This is a genomic window from Bradyrhizobium sp. USDA 3311 (assembly GCF_054062495.1).
In genome coordinates, this window is sequence record NZ_JBSSFI010000001.1 from 1077694 (window position 1) to 1097931 (window position 20238).

Sequence of the window (20238 nt, forward strand, 5' to 3'; positions counted from 1 at the left end):
CAAGGAAGCGAGCGATGTATCACCTCACCGCCCTCGTCACGCTGCTGGCGATTGCGTTTTATTTCTTCGCCACCATCAACGTCTCGCGCGCGCGAGCGAGGACGGGCATCAAGGTGCCGGCGACCTCAGGACACCCGGACTTCGAGCGCGCCTTCCGCATCCAGGTCAACACGCTGGAATGGATGCCTATCTTCCTGCCGTCGCTCTGGCTGTTCGCGATCTATATCAGCGACGCCGTCGCGGCCGGAATCGGCGTGGTCTGGATCGCCGGCCGCATCGTCTATTTCATCGGCTATTCGCAGGCCGCCGCAAAGCGCGGCCCGGGCTTTGCGGTCCAGGCGCTGGCCGCCATAGCGCTATGGGTAGGGGCGATCGGGGCGGTGGTGTCGCGGCTGGTGTGAGGCGGGGGCTGCGGCCATTCCGCCGTCGTCCCGGACAAGCGCAGCGAAGCGGAGCGCAGATCCGGGACCCATACCCACAGGGAGTGATTTTGCGAAGACTCGTAGTGGGAATCTCGCACCACACTTCTCCCTGGGGTTATGGGTCCCGGCCTGCGCCGGGACGACTCGGAGATTGTAGCGCGGTCCTCGCCCCTACTTCGTCAGCGGGCAGCCGCTGTCCTTGGCGGTGAAGAATGCCTTGTCGCCGGGGACGGTGGCGAGCAGCTTGTAGTAGTCCCAGGGCTTCTTCGACTCCGAGGGCTTCTTGACCTCGAACAGATACATGTCGTGGACCATGCGGCCGTTCTCGAGAACCTTGCCGCCTTGCGCGAAGTCGTCGTCGACCGGCAGCTCCTTCAGCTTCTTGGCGACGGCTTCCGGATCCTTGGTGCCGGCGGCCTTGACCGCTTTCAGATAGCTCAGCGTCGCCGAATAGGTGCCGGCATGGATCATGCTCGGCATCCGCCCGGTGCGCTTGAGGAAACGTTCGCCGAGATTGCGGGTCTTGTCGTTGAGATCCCAGTAATAGCCCTCGGTCAGCACCAGGCCTTGCGCGGCCTGCAGGCCGAGGCCGTTCACTTCGGCGAGCGTCATCAGGAGGCCGGCGAGCTTCTGGCCGCCGGAGACGATGCCGAACTCGGACGCCTGCTTGATCGAGTTGGTGGTGTCGAGGCCGGCATTGGCGAGGCCCACGATCTTGGCCTTGGAGCTCTGCGCCTGCAGCAGGAAGGAAGAGAAGTCCGAGGAATTGAGCGGCACGCGCACCGAGCCGACCACCTTGCCGCCATTGGCGGTGACGATCTCGCTGGTGTCCTTCTCCAGCGCGTAGCCGAAGGCGTAGTCCGCGGTGAGGAAGAACCAGGTGTCGCCGCCGGCCTTGGTCAGCGCGCCGCCGGTGCCGACGCCGAGCGCGCGGGTGTCATAGGCCCAGTGGAAGCCGTAGGGCTGGCAGGCATCGCCGGTGAGGCGCGAGGTCGCGGCGCCCACGACGATGTCGATCTTTTTCTTTTCCTTGGAGAGCTCGTGGATCGCGAGCGCGACCGAGGAGGTCGTCAGCTCCGTGATCATGTCGACGTTCTCGACATCGTACCAGCGCCGCGCGATCGAGCTCGCCAGATCCGGCTTGTTCTGGTGGTCGGCGGTGACGAGCTCGATCTTCTGACCGAGCACCTCGCCGCCAAAATCTTCGATCGCCATCCTGGCCGCTTCGACCGACCATTTGCCGCCGTAGTCTGCATAGACGCCGGACTGGTCGTTGAGGATGCCGATCTTGACGCCTTGCGCGGAGGCCGGTGCTGCCAGCAGCAGGGCCGAGGTTGCGACGGCGGCCAAAAGGGCTGATTTCATGTGTTGGCTCCCAGCAGTGTTCTGTTTTGAAATCGCGCGGATACTAGTGAAGAACCCCGGGAATGCCCATCCATTGCGTGTTGGTCGTTAGTATGAAGGGCGGCACCACAAAAAACCGTCGTCCTGGACAAGCGCAGCGAAGCGGAGCGTAGATCCAGGACCCAATACCCCAGGGAGCAATTTGGCGAAGACCGGTGGTCGCAACCTGCTCGCGCCGCAACTTCTCCCTGGGGTAATGGGTCCTGGCTTTCGCCAGGACGACGCTGGAGAAACATCACATTGCGACCTTCGGCTTCCCGTCGTTCTTCCCCTCAGCCAGGTTGCGCACCACCACATAGAAGATCGGCGTGAACAGAAGCCCGAACAGGGTGACGCCGAGCATGCCGAAGAAGACGGCGACACCGACGGCTTGGCGCATTTCCGAACCGGAGCCCGTCGAGACCACCAGCGGCAGCACGCCGAGAATGAAGGCGAAGGAGGTCATCAGGATCGGCCGCAGACGCAGGCGGCAGGCGTCGATCACGGCCTCCAACCGCGGCTTGCCTTCGTTCTCGATGTCGCGCGCGAACTCGACGATCAGGATCGCGTTCTTCGCCGCCAGTCCCACCAGCACGACGAAGCCGATCTGGGTGAGGATGTTGACGTCCTGCCCCATGATGCGGACGCCGATGGTGGCCGCTAGCAGGCACATCGGCACGATCAGGATCACCGCGAACGGCAGGGTCCAGCTGCCATATTGCGCGGCGAGCACGAGATAGACGAACAGCACGCAGATCGGGAATACCAGCAGGCCCGCGTTGCCGCCGGTGACCTGCTGGTAAGAGAGATCCGTCCACTCGAAGGTGAAGCCGCTCGGCAGGGTGTCGTCGGCGAGCTTCTTGATGGCGTTGAGCGCGGTGGTCGAGCTCGTCCCAGGCGCCGGCTCGCCCTGGAGCTCGGACGCCGCGTAAAGATTGTAGCGCGCGACGCGGTCGGGCCCCGAGACATCCTTGAAGTCGACCACGCTGCCGAGCATCACCATGTCGCCGGAGGCGTTGCGCGTGCGCAGCCGCGCGAGATCGCTCGGCTCTTTGCGGAACGGGAAATCGGCCTGCGCGGTGACGTGGTAGGTGCGGCCGAACAGGTTGAAGTCGTTGACATAGGTCGATCCGAAATAGGTCTGGATCGTGTCGTTGATGTTGGCGATGGGTACACCGAGCTTCTGCGCCTTGGTTCGGTCGATGTCGACGAAGAGCTGCGGCGTGTTGGCTGAGAACGGCGAGAACACCGTCGGAGCGAGCAGCGAGGGCGATTTGCGGGCGGCGGCGACGAGCTCGTCGGTCGCGGATGCCAGCAGCTCGGGCCCTCGGCCCTGGCGGTCCTGGATGCGGATGGTGAAGCCGCCGCCCGTGCCGATGCCGGGCACGGCGGGTGGCGGAATCACGATGATGAAGGCGCCCTGGATCGCGGCGAGGCGCTTGCGCAGCTCGGCCGTGATGGCATTCGCGGTCAGGCCCTTCTTCAGCCGCACCTCGGGCTCATCGAACACAGGGAAGAGCGCCGCCGCATTGCCGGCCTGCGTTCGTGTCGCGCCCGAGAAGCCGGCGAAGGCCGCCACGCGGATAATGCCTGGCGTGTCCAGCGAGATCCGCTCGATCTCTCGGACAATCTCGGTGGTCCGCGCCAGCGATGCCGCACCCGGCAACTGCACTGAGATAATGACGTAGCCGCGGTCCTGCGCCGGGATGAAGCCCTGCGACGTCGTCCCGATCAGCCAGCCTGCGCTGCCGATTAGCACGACATAGATTAGCAGCATCACCACCGAGTGCCGGATCACGAAATTGGCAAGGCCGGCATAGCCATGCGCGAGACGGTCGAACGTGCGGTTGAAGACGCCGGTGAAGGCATTCCAGCCGCGCGCGACGACGTTCCAGCTCGCCGGCGGCCGCTTCTCCTCGTGCGGCGTCAGGATCTGCGAGGCCAGCGCCGGTGACAGCGTCAGCGAGCAGAAGCAGGAGATCGCGGTCGCAACCGCAATGGTGACGGGCGAATTGCTGGAAGAACTGCCCGGAAATGCCGCCCAGAAATGCGGTCGGCACGAACACCGCGCACAGCACCAGCGCGATCGAGACCAGCGCGCCGCCGACCTCTTCCATGGTCTTCAGCGCGGCATCGCGCCGGCTCAGGCCGTGCTCAAGATGGCGCTCCACATTCTCCACCACCACGATGGCGTCATCGACCACGATGCCGACCGCGAGCACGAGACCGAACAGCGTGAGATTGTTGATGGAGAAGCCGAGCGCCGCCATCACCGCAAAGGTGCCGACCAGCGAAACCGGGATCGCAATGATCGGAATGATCGCGGGCCGCCATCCCTGGAGGAACACCAGCACCACGATGACCACGAGCAGCATCGCCTCGTAAATGGTCTTGATCAGCTCGTGGACCGACTGCGCGATGAACTCGGTCGGGTTGTAGCCGATATTGTAGTCGAGGCCTTTCGGAAAACTCTCCTTGAGCTTCGTCATGGTGTCGGAGATGTGTTTGGCCGTCGCGAGCGCGTTCGATCCCGGCCGCTGCGTCACCAGCATCGCGACCGCCGACTTGCGCAACAGGAAGCTGTTGGTGGAATACGCCAGCGCCCCGAGCTCGATCCGGGCGACGTCGCGCAGCCGCACCGTGCGGCCGTCGGAGCCGGCCTTGATCAGGATGTCCTCGAACTGCTTCTGGTCCTTCAGGCGTCCGGTGAAGGTGAGGTTCGGCTGGAAGGCGCGATCGGCGATCGGCGGCTCGGCAATCTGTCCGCCCGCGATCTGCACGTTCTGGGCACGGATCGCCGCCAGCACCTCGGTCGAGGTCAGGCCGAGATTTGCGATCCGGTCGGGATCGAGCCACAGCCGCATCGAATAATCGCGCGCGCCGAAGATCTGGATGTCGCCGACGCCGTCGATGCGAAGCAGCTGGTCGCGGACCTGGAGCAGCGCGTAGTTGGAGATGTAGAGCTGGTCGAAGCTGTCGTCGGGCGACAGCATGAACACGACCATCAGGATGTCGGGCGAGTTCTTGCGGGTGACGACGCCGTTGCGCTGCACCTCGTCCGGCAGTTGCGGCTGCGCGATCGCGACGCGGTTCTGCACCAGCACCTGTGCCTTGTCGAGGTCGGTGCCGAGCTTGAAGGTGACGGTGATCGTCAATTGCCCGTTCGAGGTCGCCTGGCTGTAGAGATACAGCATGTCCTCGACGCCGTTGATCTGCTGCTCGATCGGAGCGGCGACCGTGTCGGACACGGTCTGCGCGGAGGCGCCGGGATATTGCGTGGTGACGACGACGGTCGGCGGCACGACTTGCGGATATTCGGAGACCGGCAGCGTCGTATAGGCGAGCGCGCCGACGATCAGCAGCACGATCGACAGCACCATCGCCAGGATGGGCTGGTTGATGGAGAGGCGGCCAAGGTTCATGACTTGTCACCGGGCTTGCCGCCGGCCGGCGCGGGCGCGGGAGACGGAGCGACCTTGGCGCCGACGCGGGCGCGCTGGATGCCGTTGACGATGACGCGGTCGTCAGCCTTCAACCCTTCGCGGATCACGCGCAGGCCATCGTCGATCGGCCCAAGCACCACGGGACGCGCTTCGACGGTGTCATCAGGCTTGACCACGAACACGATCTTGCGGGACTGGTCGGTCGCAACGGCGACATCCGGGATCAGCAGCGCCTCGTAGGGCGCGCTGCCGATCAGGCGGACGCGGCCGAACTGGCCGGGCAGGATCGACAGATCGGTGTTCTTGATCACGGCGCGGCTGCGCAGGGTCCCGGTGGAGACATCGAGGCGGTTGTCGAGGAAGTTGATGGTGCCCTCATGCGAGGGCTTGGTCTCGCCGGCCAGCGTCACCTGCACCGGGTTCGCCGTATCGCGCGAGCTCGGGCGCTTACCTTCGAACCAGAGCTTGCTGTATTTGATGAACGTCGTCTCATCCATGTCGAAATAGACGTAGATCGGATCCAGCGCGACGATCGAGGTGAGCAGCGTCGAAGTGCCGGTATCGCTGCCCTGCACGAGATTGCCGGGGCTGACGAGATGGCGGCTGACGCGGCCCGTGAGGGGCGCGGTCACATGGGTGAATTCGATGTTGAGCTTGGCGGCCTTGAGCGCGCCTTCGGCCTGCACTTCCGCCGCGTGCGCGGCCTGCAAGGCCTGGCGGCGCTGATCGACGACCTGCTCGGAGACGGCGCTGGTCTGCACCAGGTTGAGGCCGCGATCGAGCTCGCGCTTGGCAAGCTCCACCTTGGCGCGCGCATCGGAGAGCTGACCGTCCGCCTGCTCCGCCACCGCCTCGAACGGACGCGGGTCGATGACGTAGAGCAGATCGCCCTGGTGCACGATGGCGCCGTCCTGGAATTCGACGGAGTTGACGAAGCCGCCGACACGGGGGCGCACCTGCACCTCCTCCACGGCCTCGAAGCGGCCGGTGAATTCGTCCCAATCGGTGACGGTGCGCTTGACCGGCTGGGCGACCGTCACCGGCGGAGGTGGCGGGGCCGCGGCCTGCGAGGTCGGCTGTCCGCAACCGGTGAGTGCAAACGCCGCGGCGAGAAGGCCGGCGATGGCGTAAGGCCGCGGCCGAACGAAATCGTGCGTTTTGACAAGTTGCTCGCTTCCATCCGGTCCGCTCATCCCAGGTCCTCGCATAAAAGCCGCAGAAAACGCAGGGTACTCGCCTACCCGCGGGGGACACAAGATGGGCTGCCATAATGAAATCTTCAAGACGATGGCTCGCGCAACGCTCGGCGAGAGGACCTAGCCTGATGACGGGTTGACAGGGAGGGAGATGGCGCTCCTTCGCCTCTCCCAGCTTGCGGGGAGAGGCCGAATCGCATCGCAAGTTGCGATCCGGGTGAGGGGGAGTCTCCGCGAGTCCAACTGTCACCTCCCTTGCGGAGAGCCCCCCTCACCCCAACCCTCTCCCCGCAGGCGGGGAGAGGGAGAAGAGTAGCCAGCGTCTTCGCGCATGACGGGCGGGGCAGGCTCGGCTAGATTACCTCTACAAGAACAAGACGAATTGTCCGGGAGGACAGACGTGCACCAGGGACGTGTCGTTTACGGCGCGATCGAGGAGGTCGTCTTCGGCCATCCTGCGGCAGGCGCCATCGTCGCGCAGATGGACCGGCTGGGGACGCGCCGTGCCTTCCTGATGGTCTCCGGCACGCTGAACCGGCAGACCGACGAAATCGAGAAGATCAGACAGGCGCTCGGCGCACGCTGTGCGGGCGTGTTCGACGCCATGCCGGCGCACACGCCGCGCGAGGCGGTGATCGCCGCCGCCAATACGGCCCGCGAGGTGGACGCCGACCTGATCGTCACGGTCGGCGGCGGCTCGATCACCGACGGCGCCAAGGCGGTGCAGCTCTGCCTTGCCAACGGCATCGACGATGTCGACGGCATCGAGCGCATCCGCGTGCACAAGGGCGTCGCGCCGGAGATGAACGCGCCGACCGTACGGCAGATCAGCGTGCCGACGACCATTGCCGGCGGCGAGTTCAGCGCGATCGCGGGCGTGACCGACCGCAGCACGCATGTGAAGCAGATGCTGCGGCATCCGCTCACGGTGCCGCGCGCGACCATCCTCGATCCCGCCATCACCGTGCACACGCCGGAATGGCTGTTCCTGTCCACCGGCATCCGCGCGGTGGACCATTGCGTCGAGGCGATCTGCTCGCGCGAGACGCACCCTTATGCCGACGCGCAATCGGTCAAGGGCCTCGCCATGCTCGCCGACGCGCTGCCGCGGGTGAAGGCCGATCCCGCCGACCTCGACGCACGAATGGATGCGCAGATCGGCACCTGGCTGTCGATGGGCGCGCTTGCGGCCGGCGTGCCGATGGGGGCGAGCCATGGCATCGGCTACGTGCTGGGTGCGGCCTTCGACGTGCCGCACGGCTACACCTCCTGCATCATGCTGCCGGCGGTAATGCGCTGGAATGCGCGCGACAATGCCGAGCGCCAGATGATCGTGGCCGCCGCCATGGGCTTTCCCGGCCACAACGCCGCCGACGTGCTGGACGCCTTCATCCGCTCGCTCGGCATGCCGCGCAGCCTCGCGGAGGTGCACGTCTCGCCCGAGCATTTCGACGCCATCGCCGAGCAGGCGATGCGCACGCCCTGGGTGCCGCGCAACCCGCGCAAGATCGACGGCCCCGCGCAGTTGCGCGAAATCCTGCTTCTCGCCGCATAATCTCAAGCCGGAGGATCGATGTACACTGGTCTCCATGCCCGCCTGCGCCCGCTCCAGCCCGCCTTCATCATGGCGGCGACCGGCGAGACCGTCACCTATCGTGAGCTCGAGGCGCGCAGCAACCGCCTGGCGCACCTGTTCCGCAAGCACGGTTTGAAGCGGCTCGATCACTATTCGATCTTCATGGAGAACAATTCGCGCTATCTCGAGGCCTGCGGCGCCGGTGAGCGGTCCGGGCTGTACTACACCTGCATCAACTCCTTCCTCACGCCCGGCGAGCTCGCCTATCTCCTGGTCAACAGCCAGTCCAAAATCCTGATCACCTCCCTGGCGAAGCTCGACATCGCGCGCGAGGCGATCCAGGCCTGCCCCGACATCAGGCTCTGTGTCGTCGCCGACGGTCCCGGCGAGAGTGACCGCATCGTCGGACTTGCCGAAGTGACCGCCGGTCTGCCGAAGACCCCGATTGCGGATGAGTGGCTCGGCACCGCGATGCTCTATTCATCCGGCACGACAGGGCGGCCGAAGGGCATCCTGCGGCCGCTGCCGGAGGAGCCGCCGAAACACAATCTGCCGCTGTTCGATTTCCTGACGAAGCTCTGGCACTACCGCGAGGGCATGGTCTATCTGTCGCCGGCGCCGCTCTATCACTCCGCGCCGCAAGCCGCCGTGAACCTCACGATCCGCATGGGCGGCACCGTTATCATCATGGAGAGCTTCGATCCGGAACGCTATCTCCAGCTCGTCGAGCGATGGGGCATCACACACACCCAGCTGGTGCCGACGATGTTCTCGCGCATGCTGAAGCTGCCGGAAGAGGTGCGAAAGCGCTACGACCTGTCTTCGCTCGAGATCGCGATCCATGCTGCGGCGCCCTGCCCGGCCCTCGTCAAGGACGACATCATCAAATGGTGGGGGCCGATCATCCACGAATATTACGGCGCGACCGAAGGCCTCGGCTTCACCGCCTGCAACAGCGAGGAGTGGCTTAGCCATCGCGGCACCGTCGGCAAGGTGCTGCTGGGCGACCTCCACATTCTCGATGAGAACATGCGGGAATGCCCGACCGGCACGCCGGGCCAGGTGTGGTTCAAGACCGCATCGCCGTTCGAATATTTCAACGATCCGGAGAAGACGAAAGAGGCGCGCTCGGCCGACGGCAGCATGAGCACGGTCGGCGACGTCGGCTATGTCGATGCCGACCGCTTCCTCTACCTCACCGACCGCGCGACCTTCATGATCATCTCGGGCGGCGTGAACATCTATCCGCAGGAATGCGAAAATCTGCTGATCACGCACCCGAAGGTTGCGGACGCCGCCGTGTTCGGCGTGCCCAATCCCGATCTCGGCGAAGAGGTGAAGGCGGTGGTGCAGCCGATGCCGGGCGTGGTGCCGGGCGAGGCGCTTGCCGAGGAGCTGATCGCCTTCTGCGGCCAATCGCTGTCGCGGCAGAAGGTGCCGCGCTCGGTCGATTTCGAGAAGGAATTGCCGCGGCTGCCGACGGGGAAGCTGTACAAGCGGCTGCTGCGCGACCGTTACTGGGGGAACAAGTCGTCGCGGATTGTGTGAGCGGTTTTGGGCAATCCTGCGCCACACATTCAGTGTCGTCCTGGCGAAGGCCAGGACCCATACCGCGTGATCTCGCGATTGTTGTAGGTCGCAATACCGGACGACGATCTTCGCCAAACACCTCCCTGGGGTAATGGGTCCTGGCTTTCGCCAGGACGACGCCGGGGGAACTCTTTCATTGTGAAAGAGTGAGACCTGCGGCCTTCCGTCATCCGAATTGTCGAGAGCGCCGCCACCCTTGCCGGTTGCCTCGCTACGCGCGCGTCGCTATCGTCGCTTCAACAGGCCGCAAAAGGCTGTTGTCCAGGGAGGACGAGGATGCGGAGCGTGCGGGCGCTTGCCGCGACGGCGGCGCTATCTTTGCTGGCGTTTTCGACCATCGCATTGGCCGGCGGGCCCAAGCAGGGCGGAATCCTGCGGATGTATCACCGCGACAGCCCCGGCAATGCCTCGATCCATGAAGGCGCGACCTACTCGCTCAACGTTCCCTTCATGCCTGTGTTCAACAACCTCGTCATCTACAAGCAGGACGTGGCGCAGAACAGCATGGACACCATCGTCCCCGAGCTCGCGGAGAGCTGGGCCTGGGTGAACGACAACAAGACACTGACCTTCAAGCTGCGCCCGGGCGTCAAATGGCACGACGGCAAGCCGTTCACCTCTGCGGACGTCAAATGCACCTTCGACATGCTGATGGGCAAATCGCAGCAGAAGTTCCGGCAGAACCCGCGCAAGACCTGGTACGACCAGGTCAACGACATCTCGACCAACGGCGATCTCGAGGTCTCCTTCAACCTGAAGCGGCCGCAGCCTTCGCTGCTGGCGCTGCTCGCCTCGGGCTATACGCCGGTCTATCCCTGCCATGTCTCGCCCGGCGACATGCGTACGCACCCGATCGGCACCGGGCCGTTCAAGTTCGTCGAGTTCAAGGCCAATGAATCGATCAAGCTGACCCGCAATCCCGACTATTGGCGCGAGGGCCGGCCCTATCTCGACGGCATCGAGCTCACCATCATTCCGAACCGCTCGACCGCCATCCTCGCCTTCGTCGCCGGCAAGTTCGACATGACCTTCCCGACGGAGGTGAGCATTCCGCTGCTCAAGGACGTGAAATCCCAGGCGCCGAACGCGGTCTGCGTGGTCGAGCCCAACAATGTCGCGACAAACATCATCGTCAACTCCTCCTCGCCGCCGTTCGACAACATCGACATCCGCCGCGCCATGGCGCTGGCGCTCGACCGCAAGGCCTTCATCTCGATCATGTTCGAGGGCCAGGGCGATGTCGGCGGCACCATGCTGCCGCAGCCGAACGGGCTGTGGGGCATGCCGAAGGAGATGCTCGAGACCATTCCGGGCTATGGCCCCGATGTGAACGCCAACCGCGAGGAAGCCAAGAAGCTGATGCAGAAGGCCGGCTACGGCCCGGACAAGCACCTCGCCGTCAAGATCTCCACCCGCAACATTCCGGTCTACCGCGATCCCGCGGTGATCCTGATCGACCAGCTCAAGAGCATCTATATCGACGGCGAGCTCGACGTGGTCGAGACCGCGAACTGGTTTCCGAAGATCGCGCGCAAGGACTACATGCTCGGGCTCAACCTGACCGGCAACGCAGTCGACGATCCCGACCAGTCGTTCTACGAGAACTATTCCTGCGGTTCCGAACGCAACTACACCAACTACTGCAACAAGGAGATCGAAAAGCTGTTCGACGTGCAGTCGCAGGAGACCGATATCGCCAAACGCAAGAAGCTCGTGTGGGACATCGACAAGAAGTTGCAGGAGGACGTCGCGCGCCCGATCATCTTCCACGCGCGCACCGGCAGCTGCTGGCAGCCCTATGTCAAGGGCGTGACCGTCATGTCGAACAGCTCCTATAATGGATACCGGTACGAAGACGTTTGGATGGACAAGTAGCGCGCTAACGGTTCGACGGGAGGGCGCGGGATGTTTGCCTATCTGGTGCGGCGCCTGTTCCTGATGCTCGTGACCCTGTTCGGGATCTCGGTCGTCATCTTCTTCCTGCTGCGCATCGTGCCCGGCAACATCGTCGACATCCTGTTCGCCGCGGCCGGCTATGTCGATCCCGCCGACAAGGCCAATCTGGAGAAGGAGCTCGGCATCGACCAGCCGCTGGTGGTGCAATATTGGCACTGGATCAGCGGCTTCCTGCGCGGCGATTTCGGCTACTCCTATGTCTCGGAGAAGCCGGCGCTTCAGGAGATCCTGCCGCGGATCCCGATCACGGCGCGGCTTGCCGGCCTGGCACTGCTGTTTTCGGCGTCGATCGGGATTCCCTTGGGCGTCATCAGCGCGGTGAAGCAGGGAACGCGGCTCGACTACGCGCTGCGCGTCGTCAGTCTTTCCGGCCTGTCGCTGCCGTCATTCTGGCTGGGGCTGCTGGTCCTCACGGCGTCGGTGGCGATGTTCGGCCAGATGCCGCTGTTCAATCCCAACCCCCAGAGTTTTGGGGAGGCGGTTGCAACCTATTGCATCCCGGCGATGGTGGTCGGATTCCGCAGTTCGGCACTGACCATGCGCATCACCCGCTCCTCGATGCTGGAGGTGCTGCGGCAGGATTACATCCGCACCGCGCGCGCCAAGGGCGCGTCCGACGCCGCGGTGAACTACCAGCATGCGCTGAAGAACGCGATCCTGCCCGTCATCACCGTGATCGGGATCGAGGCCGCGTTCCTGATCGGCGGCCTGATCGTCACCGAGACCGTGTTCAACATCCCCGGTGTCGCACGCTTCCTGGTCGAGGCGATCCGCTGGCGCGATTATCCGATCGTGCAGAACCTCGTGATGCTGATCGCCGTGGTGGTGGTCAGCGCGAATTTCATCGTCGACATGCTGTATGCGGTGTTCGACCCGCGTATCCGGTACACGGATTGATCTGATGACTATTGCTCACGCCGCGAGCGCGCTCCCCTTCACCTCTCCCCGCTTGCGGGGAGAGGTCGAATTTGCGCAAAGCGCAAATTCGGGTGAGGGGGAGTCTCCGCGGGTCCAATTCTCACCTCCCCCTTGGAGAGCCCCCCTCACCCCGACCCTCCCCCCGCAAGCGGGGAGAGGGGGAAGATAGAGCTCACATGGCTACGATCGACTATGATCTCGAACTCAGGCGCGCCGGCATGCATGCGACCGGGGGCTGGCGGCGTGTGCTGTTTCTGGCGCAGCGGCATGTGCTCGGCGCTGCGGGGCTCGTCATCATGACGGCGTTCGTGCTGACCGCAATCTTTGCCGATTTCATTGCACGCTATGACCCCCTGACGATCGACGCCGCCCGTGCGCTGGCCCGCCCAAGCCTGGCGCACTGGATGGGAACGGACTCTTTCGGCCGCGACGTCTTCAGCCGCATCATTCATGGCTCGCGCATCTCGCTTGCCGTCGGCATCGGCTCGACCGCGCTCGGCGGCACGATCGGCGTGATCGTCGGGCTGACGTCCGGTTATCTCTCCGGCTGGGTCGATCTGGTGTTCCAGCGTGTCTCCGACGTCCTCCAGGCGCTTCCATTGCTGGTCCTGGCGTTGATCATGACCGCCGCACTCGGTCCGTCCTTGCCGAACGTCATCATCGCCATTGCCATTCCGCTGATCCCGACCGTGTCGCGTGTCGTCCGCGCCAACACGCTGGCGCTGCGCGAGCTGCCCTTTATCGAAGCTGCCAAGTCGATCGGCATGAGCGAGGTGCGCATCGCGCTCCGCCACGTGCTACCGAACACGCTGGCGCCGCTGATCGTGCTGGCGACCGCCCAGCTCGGCTCGACGATCCTGACCGAAGCCTCGCTCTCCTTCCTCGGCCTCGGCATTCCCGAGCCTTATCCGTCCTGGGGCCGCATGCTGTCGGAATCCGCTGCCGAATATGCCCGCACCGCGCCGTGGCTGGTGATCTTCCCGGGGATCGCGATCAGCCTCGCCGTGTTCGGCGCCAACCTGTTCGGCGACGCCCTGCGTGACATCCTCGATCCCCGGCAGCGCGGCTGATGGCTGATAAATCCGATCTCGTGCTCGAAGTGAAGAACCTGAAGACGGTGTTCTTCACGAACTCCGGTCTCTTCAAGGCCGTCGATGATGTTTCCTTCACCGTCAGGCGCGGCGAGACGCTGGCGATCGTCGGCGAGTCCGGCTGCGGCAAGAGCGTCACCGCGCTGTCGCTGATGCGGCTGGTGCCCGATCCGCCCGGCCGCATCGTCGGCGGGTCGGTCTCGCTCGAAGGCACCGATTTGTTGACGCTGGACGAGGCGGAGATGCGCGCCGTTAGGGGCAACCGCATCTCCATGATCTTCCAGGAGCCGATGACGTCGCTCAATCCCGTCATGCGGATCGGCGACCAGATCGTCGAGGCCGTGCGGCTGCACCGGGTGATGTCGGCCAAAGAAGCCCGGAACATCGCAGTCGAGATGCTGCGGCTGGTACGGATTCCAGAGCCGGCACGGCGCGCGCGGGAATATCCGCACCAGTTGTCGGGCGGCATGCGTCAGCGCGCGATGATCGCGATGGCGCTGGCCTGCCGGCCGGCGCTGCTGATCGCGGACGAGCCGACCACTGCGCTGGATGTCACCATCCAGGCGCAGATCCTGGCGCTGATCCTCGACCTCCAGAAGGAGCTCGGCACCGGGCACGTTCTCATCACGCATGATCTCGGCGTCGTCGCGCAGACCGCGCAGCGCGTGATCGTGATGTATGCGGGCAGGAAGGTCGAGGAAGCCAGCGTCGAGGCGCTGTTCGCCGATCCCAAGCACCCTTATACGCGCGGGCTGATGGCCTCGATTCCGTCGGTGCCGGCGTCCGGCGCCGCGACGCAGGCGCGGCTCAACGAAATTCCCGGCACCGTGCCATCGCTGGTGCGGCTGCCACAGGGCTGCGCCTTCGCGCCGCGCTGCAAGCTCGCGATCAAGCGCTGCGAGGAGTACCCGCCATTGCAGGATTGGGGCGGCGGCCATCTCGCCGCCTGCTGGCGCGCGGCTGACGTCGCGGAGGTCGCATGACCGAAGCACTGCTCGAGGTCACCGACCTTAGGAAGCACTACCCGGTGCGCGCCGGCGTGTTGCGCCGGCAGGTCGGCACCGTGCACGCGGTGGACGGCGTCTCGTTCACGGTTGGTGTCGGCGAAACATTGGGGCTGGTCGGCGAGTCCGGCTGCGGCAAGTCGACGGTGGCGCGCAGCGTGCTGCGGCTGGTCGAACCGACCTCGGGCCAGATCCGTCTCGAGGGCGAGGACATCACGCATCTTTCCAAGGCGGCGCTGCGCCCGCACCGTCGCTCGATGCAGATCGTGTTCCAGGACCCCTTTGCTTCGCTCAATCCGCGCATGACCGCGGGCGACATTGTCGGAGAGCCGCTGGCCGTGCACGGGCTCGCGAGCGGCAAGGAGCTGGAAGCGCGGACTGCAAAGCTGTTCGAGCAGGTCGGCCTGCGGCCCGACCAGATGCGCAACTTTCCGCATCAATTCTCCGGCGGCCAGCGCCAGCGCATCTGCATCGCACGGGCGCTCGCGCTGGGGCCGCGCCTGATCGTCTGCGACGAGCCGGTCTCCGCGCTCGACGTCTCGATCCAGGCGCAGGTGATCAATCTGCTGATCGACCTGCAACGCCAGCACGGCTTCTCCTATCTCTTCATCGCGCACGACCTCGCCGTGGTCGCCCATATCAGCCACCGCGTCGCGGTGATGTATCTCGGCCGCATCGTCGAGATCGCCGCCAAGGACGAGCTGTTCAAGAACCCGCGCCATCCCTACACGCAGGCCCTGCTCGCCTCGGTGCCGATCGCCAACCCGCTCGCGAAGAAGCTCGCGCCGCTGGTCGACGGCGACGTGCCGAGCCCGGTCAATCCGCCATCCGGCTGTGCGTTTCACACGCGCTGCCGGTTCGCGATGGACCGGTGCAGGACGGAGCGGCCGGCGCTATTAGATGCGGGCGACGGGCACCAGGTGGCGTGTTTGCTCAATGACGGGACTGGGCGGAGCCAATAGCAACAGGCGCCAACGCCCGGATCACCGGCCACGCCGCCAGCGCAGCAGCCAGATGCTTGAGTGTGTGGCCCGAGACGATGTGCCCTGTCGCTTCGAAAACGGCCTCGTCTCCGAGCTCGAAAAGCTTGGCCAGCACATAAAAGAAAATCACGCCGCCGAGCGGCACGCCAAGCGCACCAGGCCGGGGCGGTGTCAGCGCCAGTCCCACGGCCAACGCCATGCCGCCGAACTGCACGACCACCCATGGCGTGAGGTTGTCGCGTGCCACCCAGGCCGCGAGCAGGCCCGCAACCATCATCAGCACCAGCACTGCCTCGCCCGCGCGCACGCTGATGCGCTCGCTGGCCGCGATGCCCAGGAATCCCGCGAACGCCACCGCCATGCCGAGACGATCGGCCACGAGCCGTTGCGGCATGTCGGGGTCCAGATGATAGAAGCCCGAGCCTAAGCAAGTGAGGATCAGTCCCACAAAAAACCAGCTTGCTCCCACGGGTGCATCATGGCGGGCGCGCAGCCGCTCCGAGCCCCAGACGCCCATCGCGAGGAAGGCGAGATTGCTCAGTACGTCGCCGGCATTGGGCACGCCGAGCCAGGAGCGGGCGTCGACGAAATGCGGGATGTGCCACGCGGCGGCGGGCAGTGTCGGCGCCAGCAGCGCCGCCAGGGTCAGAACGAAGAGCGCGCCGATCAGGTATTTTTCGCGAACTGTAGGTGCGGCGAACCGACGGGGCGTTGAGGGGAACGTGACATTGGGCTTTTGAGCGTGGTCATGTGCGCACAACATGGGAGCTCCGTATTTGAACAATGTTCAGTATTGGTAATCCACTAATGAACATTGTTCAATCCGAATCGCACTATCGATGCAAATTTCTAACATCTCTTTGAAATTATTTATGATTCCATACGAGACGGAGGCCAGCAACCCGCAGCGAGTTGAGTTCGGGGCAGCATCTCCGTCGTCATTGCGAGCGCAGCGAAGCAATCCAGACTGCCGCCGCGGAAAGATTCTGGATTGCTTCGCTGCGCTCGCAATCGAATTTGCCGCGCTACCCCGCTCCGATCTCCGCGACGATCCTGCCCGTGGTCACCTGCTCACCCTCGGTGACGTCGATCGCGGCGACGACGCCGTCGATGCCGGCCTTGTGGACGTGCTCCATTTTCATCGCTTCCAGCGTCAGCACCGGCTGGCCGGCGGCGACGCGGTCGCCCGGCTTGACCAGGACGGCGACGACGCGGCCGTTCATGGCGGCGCGGACTTTTCCGTCGCCGCCGTTGGTTGCCGCCGCCTTTGGCGCAGCGAGAGTGAAGTCGGTCACCGCGAGCGGAAAGCCGCGATGCTGGAGATAGAGCCGATCGCCATCGCGCAGGAATTTGGCGCTGTCCATCATGCCGTCGTGACGGAAGCGGATCGCGTCAGGATCGAGCTGATCAATTTCGAACTTGTCCTGCCGGCCGTCGGTGGCGACGGTGTACCCACCATCCCGCTCTCGCGTAACTTCGAGTTCGCGCGCCTGGCCGGCGATCTCGATTTTCGCAGGAAGCGGAAACGTTGCCGACAGGCTCCGGCCGCGCCGCCATGACGGCGCGCGCGGATTTGTGACGTAGAGCAGCAGGCCTGCCAGCGCCGTGCCGAACGCCGCGTCCGCCGGGGGAGCCAGCAGCTCGTCGCGATGCGCGCCGATGAACGCCGTCGTCGCCTCGCCCCTGGCAAAGCCGGGATGACGCAGGCAGGACATCAGGAAGGCCTGGTTGGTGGTCACGCCGAAGGCGGTGAGCTGCTCCAGGCCGACGATCAGCCGTCCCCTCGCCTCCTCGCGTGTCGCGCCGTGGCTAATCACCTTGGCGATCATGGAATCGTAGAACGGCGGGATCTCCGAGCCTGATTGCAGCGCGTGCTCGACGCGGATGCCATCCGGCACCTGCCAGCGCGCCATGCTGCCGGACTGCGGCATGAAATCCTGCGCGGCATCTTCCGAGCAGAGCCGCACCTCGATGGCGTGACCTGCGAAGCGGATGTCCTGCTGCCTCACCGGCAATTGCTCGCCGCGCGCGACGCGCAGCTGCAGCTCGACGAGATCGAGCCCCGTGATCGCCTCGGTCACGGGATGCTCGACCTGGAGACGGGTGTTCATCTCCATGAAGTAGAACTCCCCGCTCGCATCGAGCAGGAATTCCAGCGTACCGGCGCCCTCGTAACGCAGCGCCTTCACCGCGGCGACGGCGACCTCGCCCATTCTCGCACGCAGCTCCGGCGTGACGGCCGGCGACGGCGCTTCCTCGATCAGCTTCTGGTGCCGCCGCTGCACGGAGCAGTCACGCTCGCCGAGATGAATGGCGTTGCCGTGGCTGTCGCCGAACACCTGGATTTCGATATGGCGTGGATTCTGGATCGCGCGTTCGAGGATGACCGTGGCATCACCGAACGCAGCCTTCGCCTCCGACCGCGCGCTGCGCAGCGCGTCGGGGAAGGATGCAGCATCGGTCACGAGCCGCATGCCGCGACCACCACCGCCGGCCACCGCCTTGATCATCACGGGAAAGCCGATCTTCTTGGCCTCCGCGAGCATGACCTCGTCGCCTTGCTCAAGGCCCTGATAGCCGGGCACGCAGGGCACACCGGCCTTCCGCATGATCTCCTTGGCACCGGCCTTGTTGCCCATCGCCTCGATCGCCTGGGGCGACGGGCCGATGAAGACGAGACCGGCGTCCTTGCAGGCCTGCGCAAAGTCCTCGTTCTCGGCGAGGAAACCGTAGCCGGGATGGACGGCATCCGCGCCGCTGGCTTTCGCCGCGGCAATGATCGCGGGGATGTTGAGATAGGATTGCGCCGGCAGCGCCTCGCCGATGCGCACGGCCTGATCGGCCTGCCGCACATGGAGCGCATCGCGATCCGCGTCGGAATAGACCGCGACGACGCCGAGGCCAAGCTTGCGCGCGCTGCGCATCACCCGCAACGCGATCTCGCCGCGGTTGGCGATCAGGACCTTGAAGAACGGCCGGTGCTGCACTGATCCGTTCCTCATGGCCGGGCCACCGAAAACTGCATGCGCTGGGGCGTGCGTGCGTCGCCTTCGCGGCAGATCGCGAGCACTTCGGAGAGGACCGCCCGGGTGTCGCGCGGATCGATCACGCCGTCGTCGAGCACGCGCGCGCTGGTCGAGAACACGTCCATCTGACCATCGAACACGCCGACGATCTGCGCCTTCATCGCATCGAGCTTGTCCTTCTCGATCGGCTTGCCGCGCCGCGCGGCGGCGGCTTCCGTCACGATGGCCATGGTCTCGGCGGCCTGCTCGCCGCCCATCACCGCCGTCTTGGCGTTCGGCCAGGAGAAGCAGAAGCGCGGATGGAAGCCGCGCCCGCACATGCCGTAATTGCCGGCGCCGAACGAGGCGCCGCAATAGATGGTGATCTGCGGCACCGGCGCCGACGTCACCGCCTGGATCATCTTGGAGCCGTGCTTGATCATGCCGGCTTCCTCGTAGGCCTTGCCGACCATGTAGCCGGTGGTGTTGTTCAGATAGAGGATCGGCGTGCGGGTCTGACAGCAAGCCTGGATGAAATGCGTTGCCTTGTTGGCGCCGGCAGGATCGAGCGGGCCGTTGTTGGTGATGATGCCGATCGCCTGGCCCTCGATGCGGGCATGGCCGCAGACGGTTGCCGGGCCGTAATTCGGCGCCATCTCGGTGAAGTCGGAATCATCGATGATGCGGGCAATCACCTGCTTCATGTCCACGGGGCGCTTGTGGTCCATCGGCATGATGCCGAGCAGCTCGTCCTGGTCGTAGCGCGGCGGCTTGAATTGCGGAGCAGCTCCGTCCGGCCGCTCCCACTCCAGGGCCGCCATGATCTCGCGCGCGATGCGCAGCGCGTCGCGATCGTCCTCAGCGAGATAGTCGCCGAGGCCGGAGACCTGGGTGTGCATCTCGGCGCCGCCAAGCTCTTCCTCGGTCGCGATCTCACCGGTTGCGGCTTTTAGCAGCGGCGGCCCTGCGAGGAAGGCACGGGTGCGGCCGCGCACCATGACGATGTAGTCGGACAGGCCGGTCTGGTAGGCGCCGCCCGCGGTGGACGAGCCGTGCGTCACCGTGACGACCGGGAGACCCGCCGCCGAGAGCCGCGCCAGGTTGCGAAAGATGTTGCCGCCGCGAACAAAATCCTCGACGCGGTAGCGCAGCAGATTGGCGCCGGCGCTTTCGACCAGCTGCACGTAGGGTAGCTTGTTCTCCAGCGCGAGCTCCTGCACCCGCAGCGTCTTGTCGAGGCCGAACGGCTGCAGCGCGCCGGCGTCGATGCCGGAATCGCTGGCGCTGACCATGCAGCGGATGCCCGAGACGAAGCCGATGCCGGCGATGACGCCGCCGCCCGGCACGCTCTTGTTCGGATCGGGCACGTCGAACATGTAGCCGGCGAGCGTCGACAGCTCGATGAAGGGCGCGCCGGGATCGAGCACCAGCGCGACGCGCTCGCGCGGCAGCAGCTGACCGCGCTTGTGAAAGCGGTCCTTTGCCGCGGCCGATGCGGCACGCGTGCGCTCTTCCAGCGCGCGCATGCGGTCGATCAAACCCAGCATGCCGTCGCGGTTGGCGTGGTAGGCCGCGCTGCCGGGGGAAATGGTGTTTTCGAGAATGGACATTAATGCTCCTTCCCGTCATTCCGGGGCGCGCGTAGCGCGAGCCCGGAATCCATATTCCCGA

The 20238-nt window shown here is 65.2% G+C and carries 13 protein-coding genes and 1 pseudogene; 8 read left to right on the forward strand and 6 right to left on the reverse strand.

Going from position 1 to position 20238, the window contains the following annotated elements:
• The first annotated feature begins 14 nt into the window (after positions 1-14).
• Positions 15-401, forward strand: coding sequence for an MAPEG family protein (locus ACVWW6_RS05245; protein WP_456680283.1), 387 nt, complete (start codon positions 15-17; stop codon positions 399-401).
• A 192-nt stretch (positions 402-593) separates the two neighbouring features.
• On the opposite strand, the gene ACVWW6_RS05250 is transcribed toward ACVWW6_RS05245, so the two are convergent.
• The 3 genes and pseudogenes from ACVWW6_RS05250 to ACVWW6_RS05260 all read right to left on the reverse strand — a co-directional run bounded on the left by ACVWW6_RS05250 (position 594) and on the right by ACVWW6_RS05260 (position 6441).
• On the reverse strand, positions 594-1787 hold the full coding sequence (locus ACVWW6_RS05250; RefSeq protein WP_161532960.1) for an ABC transporter substrate-binding protein: 1194 nt from the start codon (positions 1785-1787) through the stop codon (positions 594-596).
• Between the two features lie 274 nt (positions 1788-2061).
• A pseudogene (locus tag ACVWW6_RS05255) lies at positions 2062-5227 on the reverse strand (efflux RND transporter permease subunit).
• A complete protein-coding gene (locus ACVWW6_RS05260) occupies positions 5224-6441 on the reverse strand; it encodes an efflux RND transporter periplasmic adaptor subunit (RefSeq protein WP_028172666.1) in 1218 nt (405 codons plus the stop codon). Before ACVWW6_RS05260 ends, ACVWW6_RS05255 begins: the two are co-directional and overlap by 4 nt.
• Before the next feature lie 403 nt (positions 6442-6844).
• Here ACVWW6_RS05260 and ACVWW6_RS05265 point away from each other — a divergent pair, with 403 nt between their 5' ends.
• The 7 genes from ACVWW6_RS05265 (at position 6845) to ACVWW6_RS05295 (ending at position 15541) form a co-directional block, all read left to right on the forward strand.
• Positions 6845-7999: an iron-containing alcohol dehydrogenase gene (locus ACVWW6_RS05265; RefSeq protein ID WP_456680284.1), complete on the forward strand. Its 1155-nt coding sequence runs from the start codon at positions 6845-6847 to the stop codon at positions 7997-7999.
• Between the two features lie 18 nt (positions 8000-8017).
• Positions 8018-9568, forward strand: a complete 1551-nt coding sequence (locus ACVWW6_RS05270) for an AMP-binding protein (protein WP_456680285.1) — start codon at positions 8018-8020, stop codon at positions 9566-9568.
• Between the two features lie 318 nt (positions 9569-9886).
• A complete protein-coding gene (locus ACVWW6_RS05275; RefSeq protein WP_028172663.1) occupies positions 9887-11485 on the forward strand; it encodes an ABC transporter substrate-binding protein in 1599 nt (532 codons plus the stop codon).
• Positions 11486-11515: 30 nt separating this feature from the next.
• Positions 11516-12463 carry an ABC transporter permease gene (locus ACVWW6_RS05280; protein ID WP_011083812.1) on the forward strand — a complete coding sequence of 316 codons (948 nt, stop codon included), beginning with the start codon at positions 11516-11518 and terminating at the stop codon, positions 12461-12463.
• 197 nt (positions 12464-12660) lie between these two features.
• Positions 12661-13554 carry an ABC transporter permease gene (locus ACVWW6_RS05285; protein ID WP_028172662.1) on the forward strand — a complete coding sequence of 298 codons (894 nt, stop codon included), beginning with the start codon at positions 12661-12663 and terminating at the stop codon, positions 13552-13554.
• Entirely contained in the window at positions 13554-14558 is a 1005-nt protein-coding gene (locus ACVWW6_RS05290) for an ABC transporter ATP-binding protein (RefSeq protein ID WP_456680286.1), read from the forward strand. Before ACVWW6_RS05285 ends, ACVWW6_RS05290 begins: the two co-directional genes overlap by 1 nt.
• Positions 14555-15541, forward strand: a complete 987-nt coding sequence (locus ACVWW6_RS05295; RefSeq protein WP_456680287.1) for an ABC transporter ATP-binding protein — start codon at positions 14555-14557, stop codon at positions 15539-15541. Before ACVWW6_RS05290 ends, ACVWW6_RS05295 begins: the two co-directional genes overlap by 4 nt.
• Here ACVWW6_RS05295 and ACVWW6_RS05300 read toward each other — a convergent pair.
• The 3 genes from ACVWW6_RS05300 to ACVWW6_RS05310 form a co-directional block, all read right to left on the reverse strand.
• Positions 15513-16325, reverse strand: coding sequence for a hypothetical protein (locus ACVWW6_RS05300; RefSeq protein ID WP_456683121.1), 813 nt, complete (start codon positions 16323-16325; stop codon positions 15513-15515). The two genes, ACVWW6_RS05295 and ACVWW6_RS05300, sit on opposite strands and share 29 nt — an antisense overlap.
• A 262-nt stretch (positions 16326-16587) precedes the next feature.
• A complete protein-coding gene (locus ACVWW6_RS05305; protein WP_456680288.1) occupies positions 16588-18564 on the reverse strand; it encodes an acetyl/propionyl/methylcrotonyl-CoA carboxylase subunit alpha in 1977 nt (658 codons plus the stop codon).
• Entirely contained in the window at positions 18561-20177 is a 1617-nt protein-coding gene (locus tag ACVWW6_RS05310) for an acyl-CoA carboxylase subunit beta (RefSeq protein WP_456680289.1), read from the reverse strand. Before ACVWW6_RS05310 ends, ACVWW6_RS05305 begins: the two co-directional genes overlap by 4 nt.
• Positions 20178-20238 lie beyond the last annotated feature (61 nt).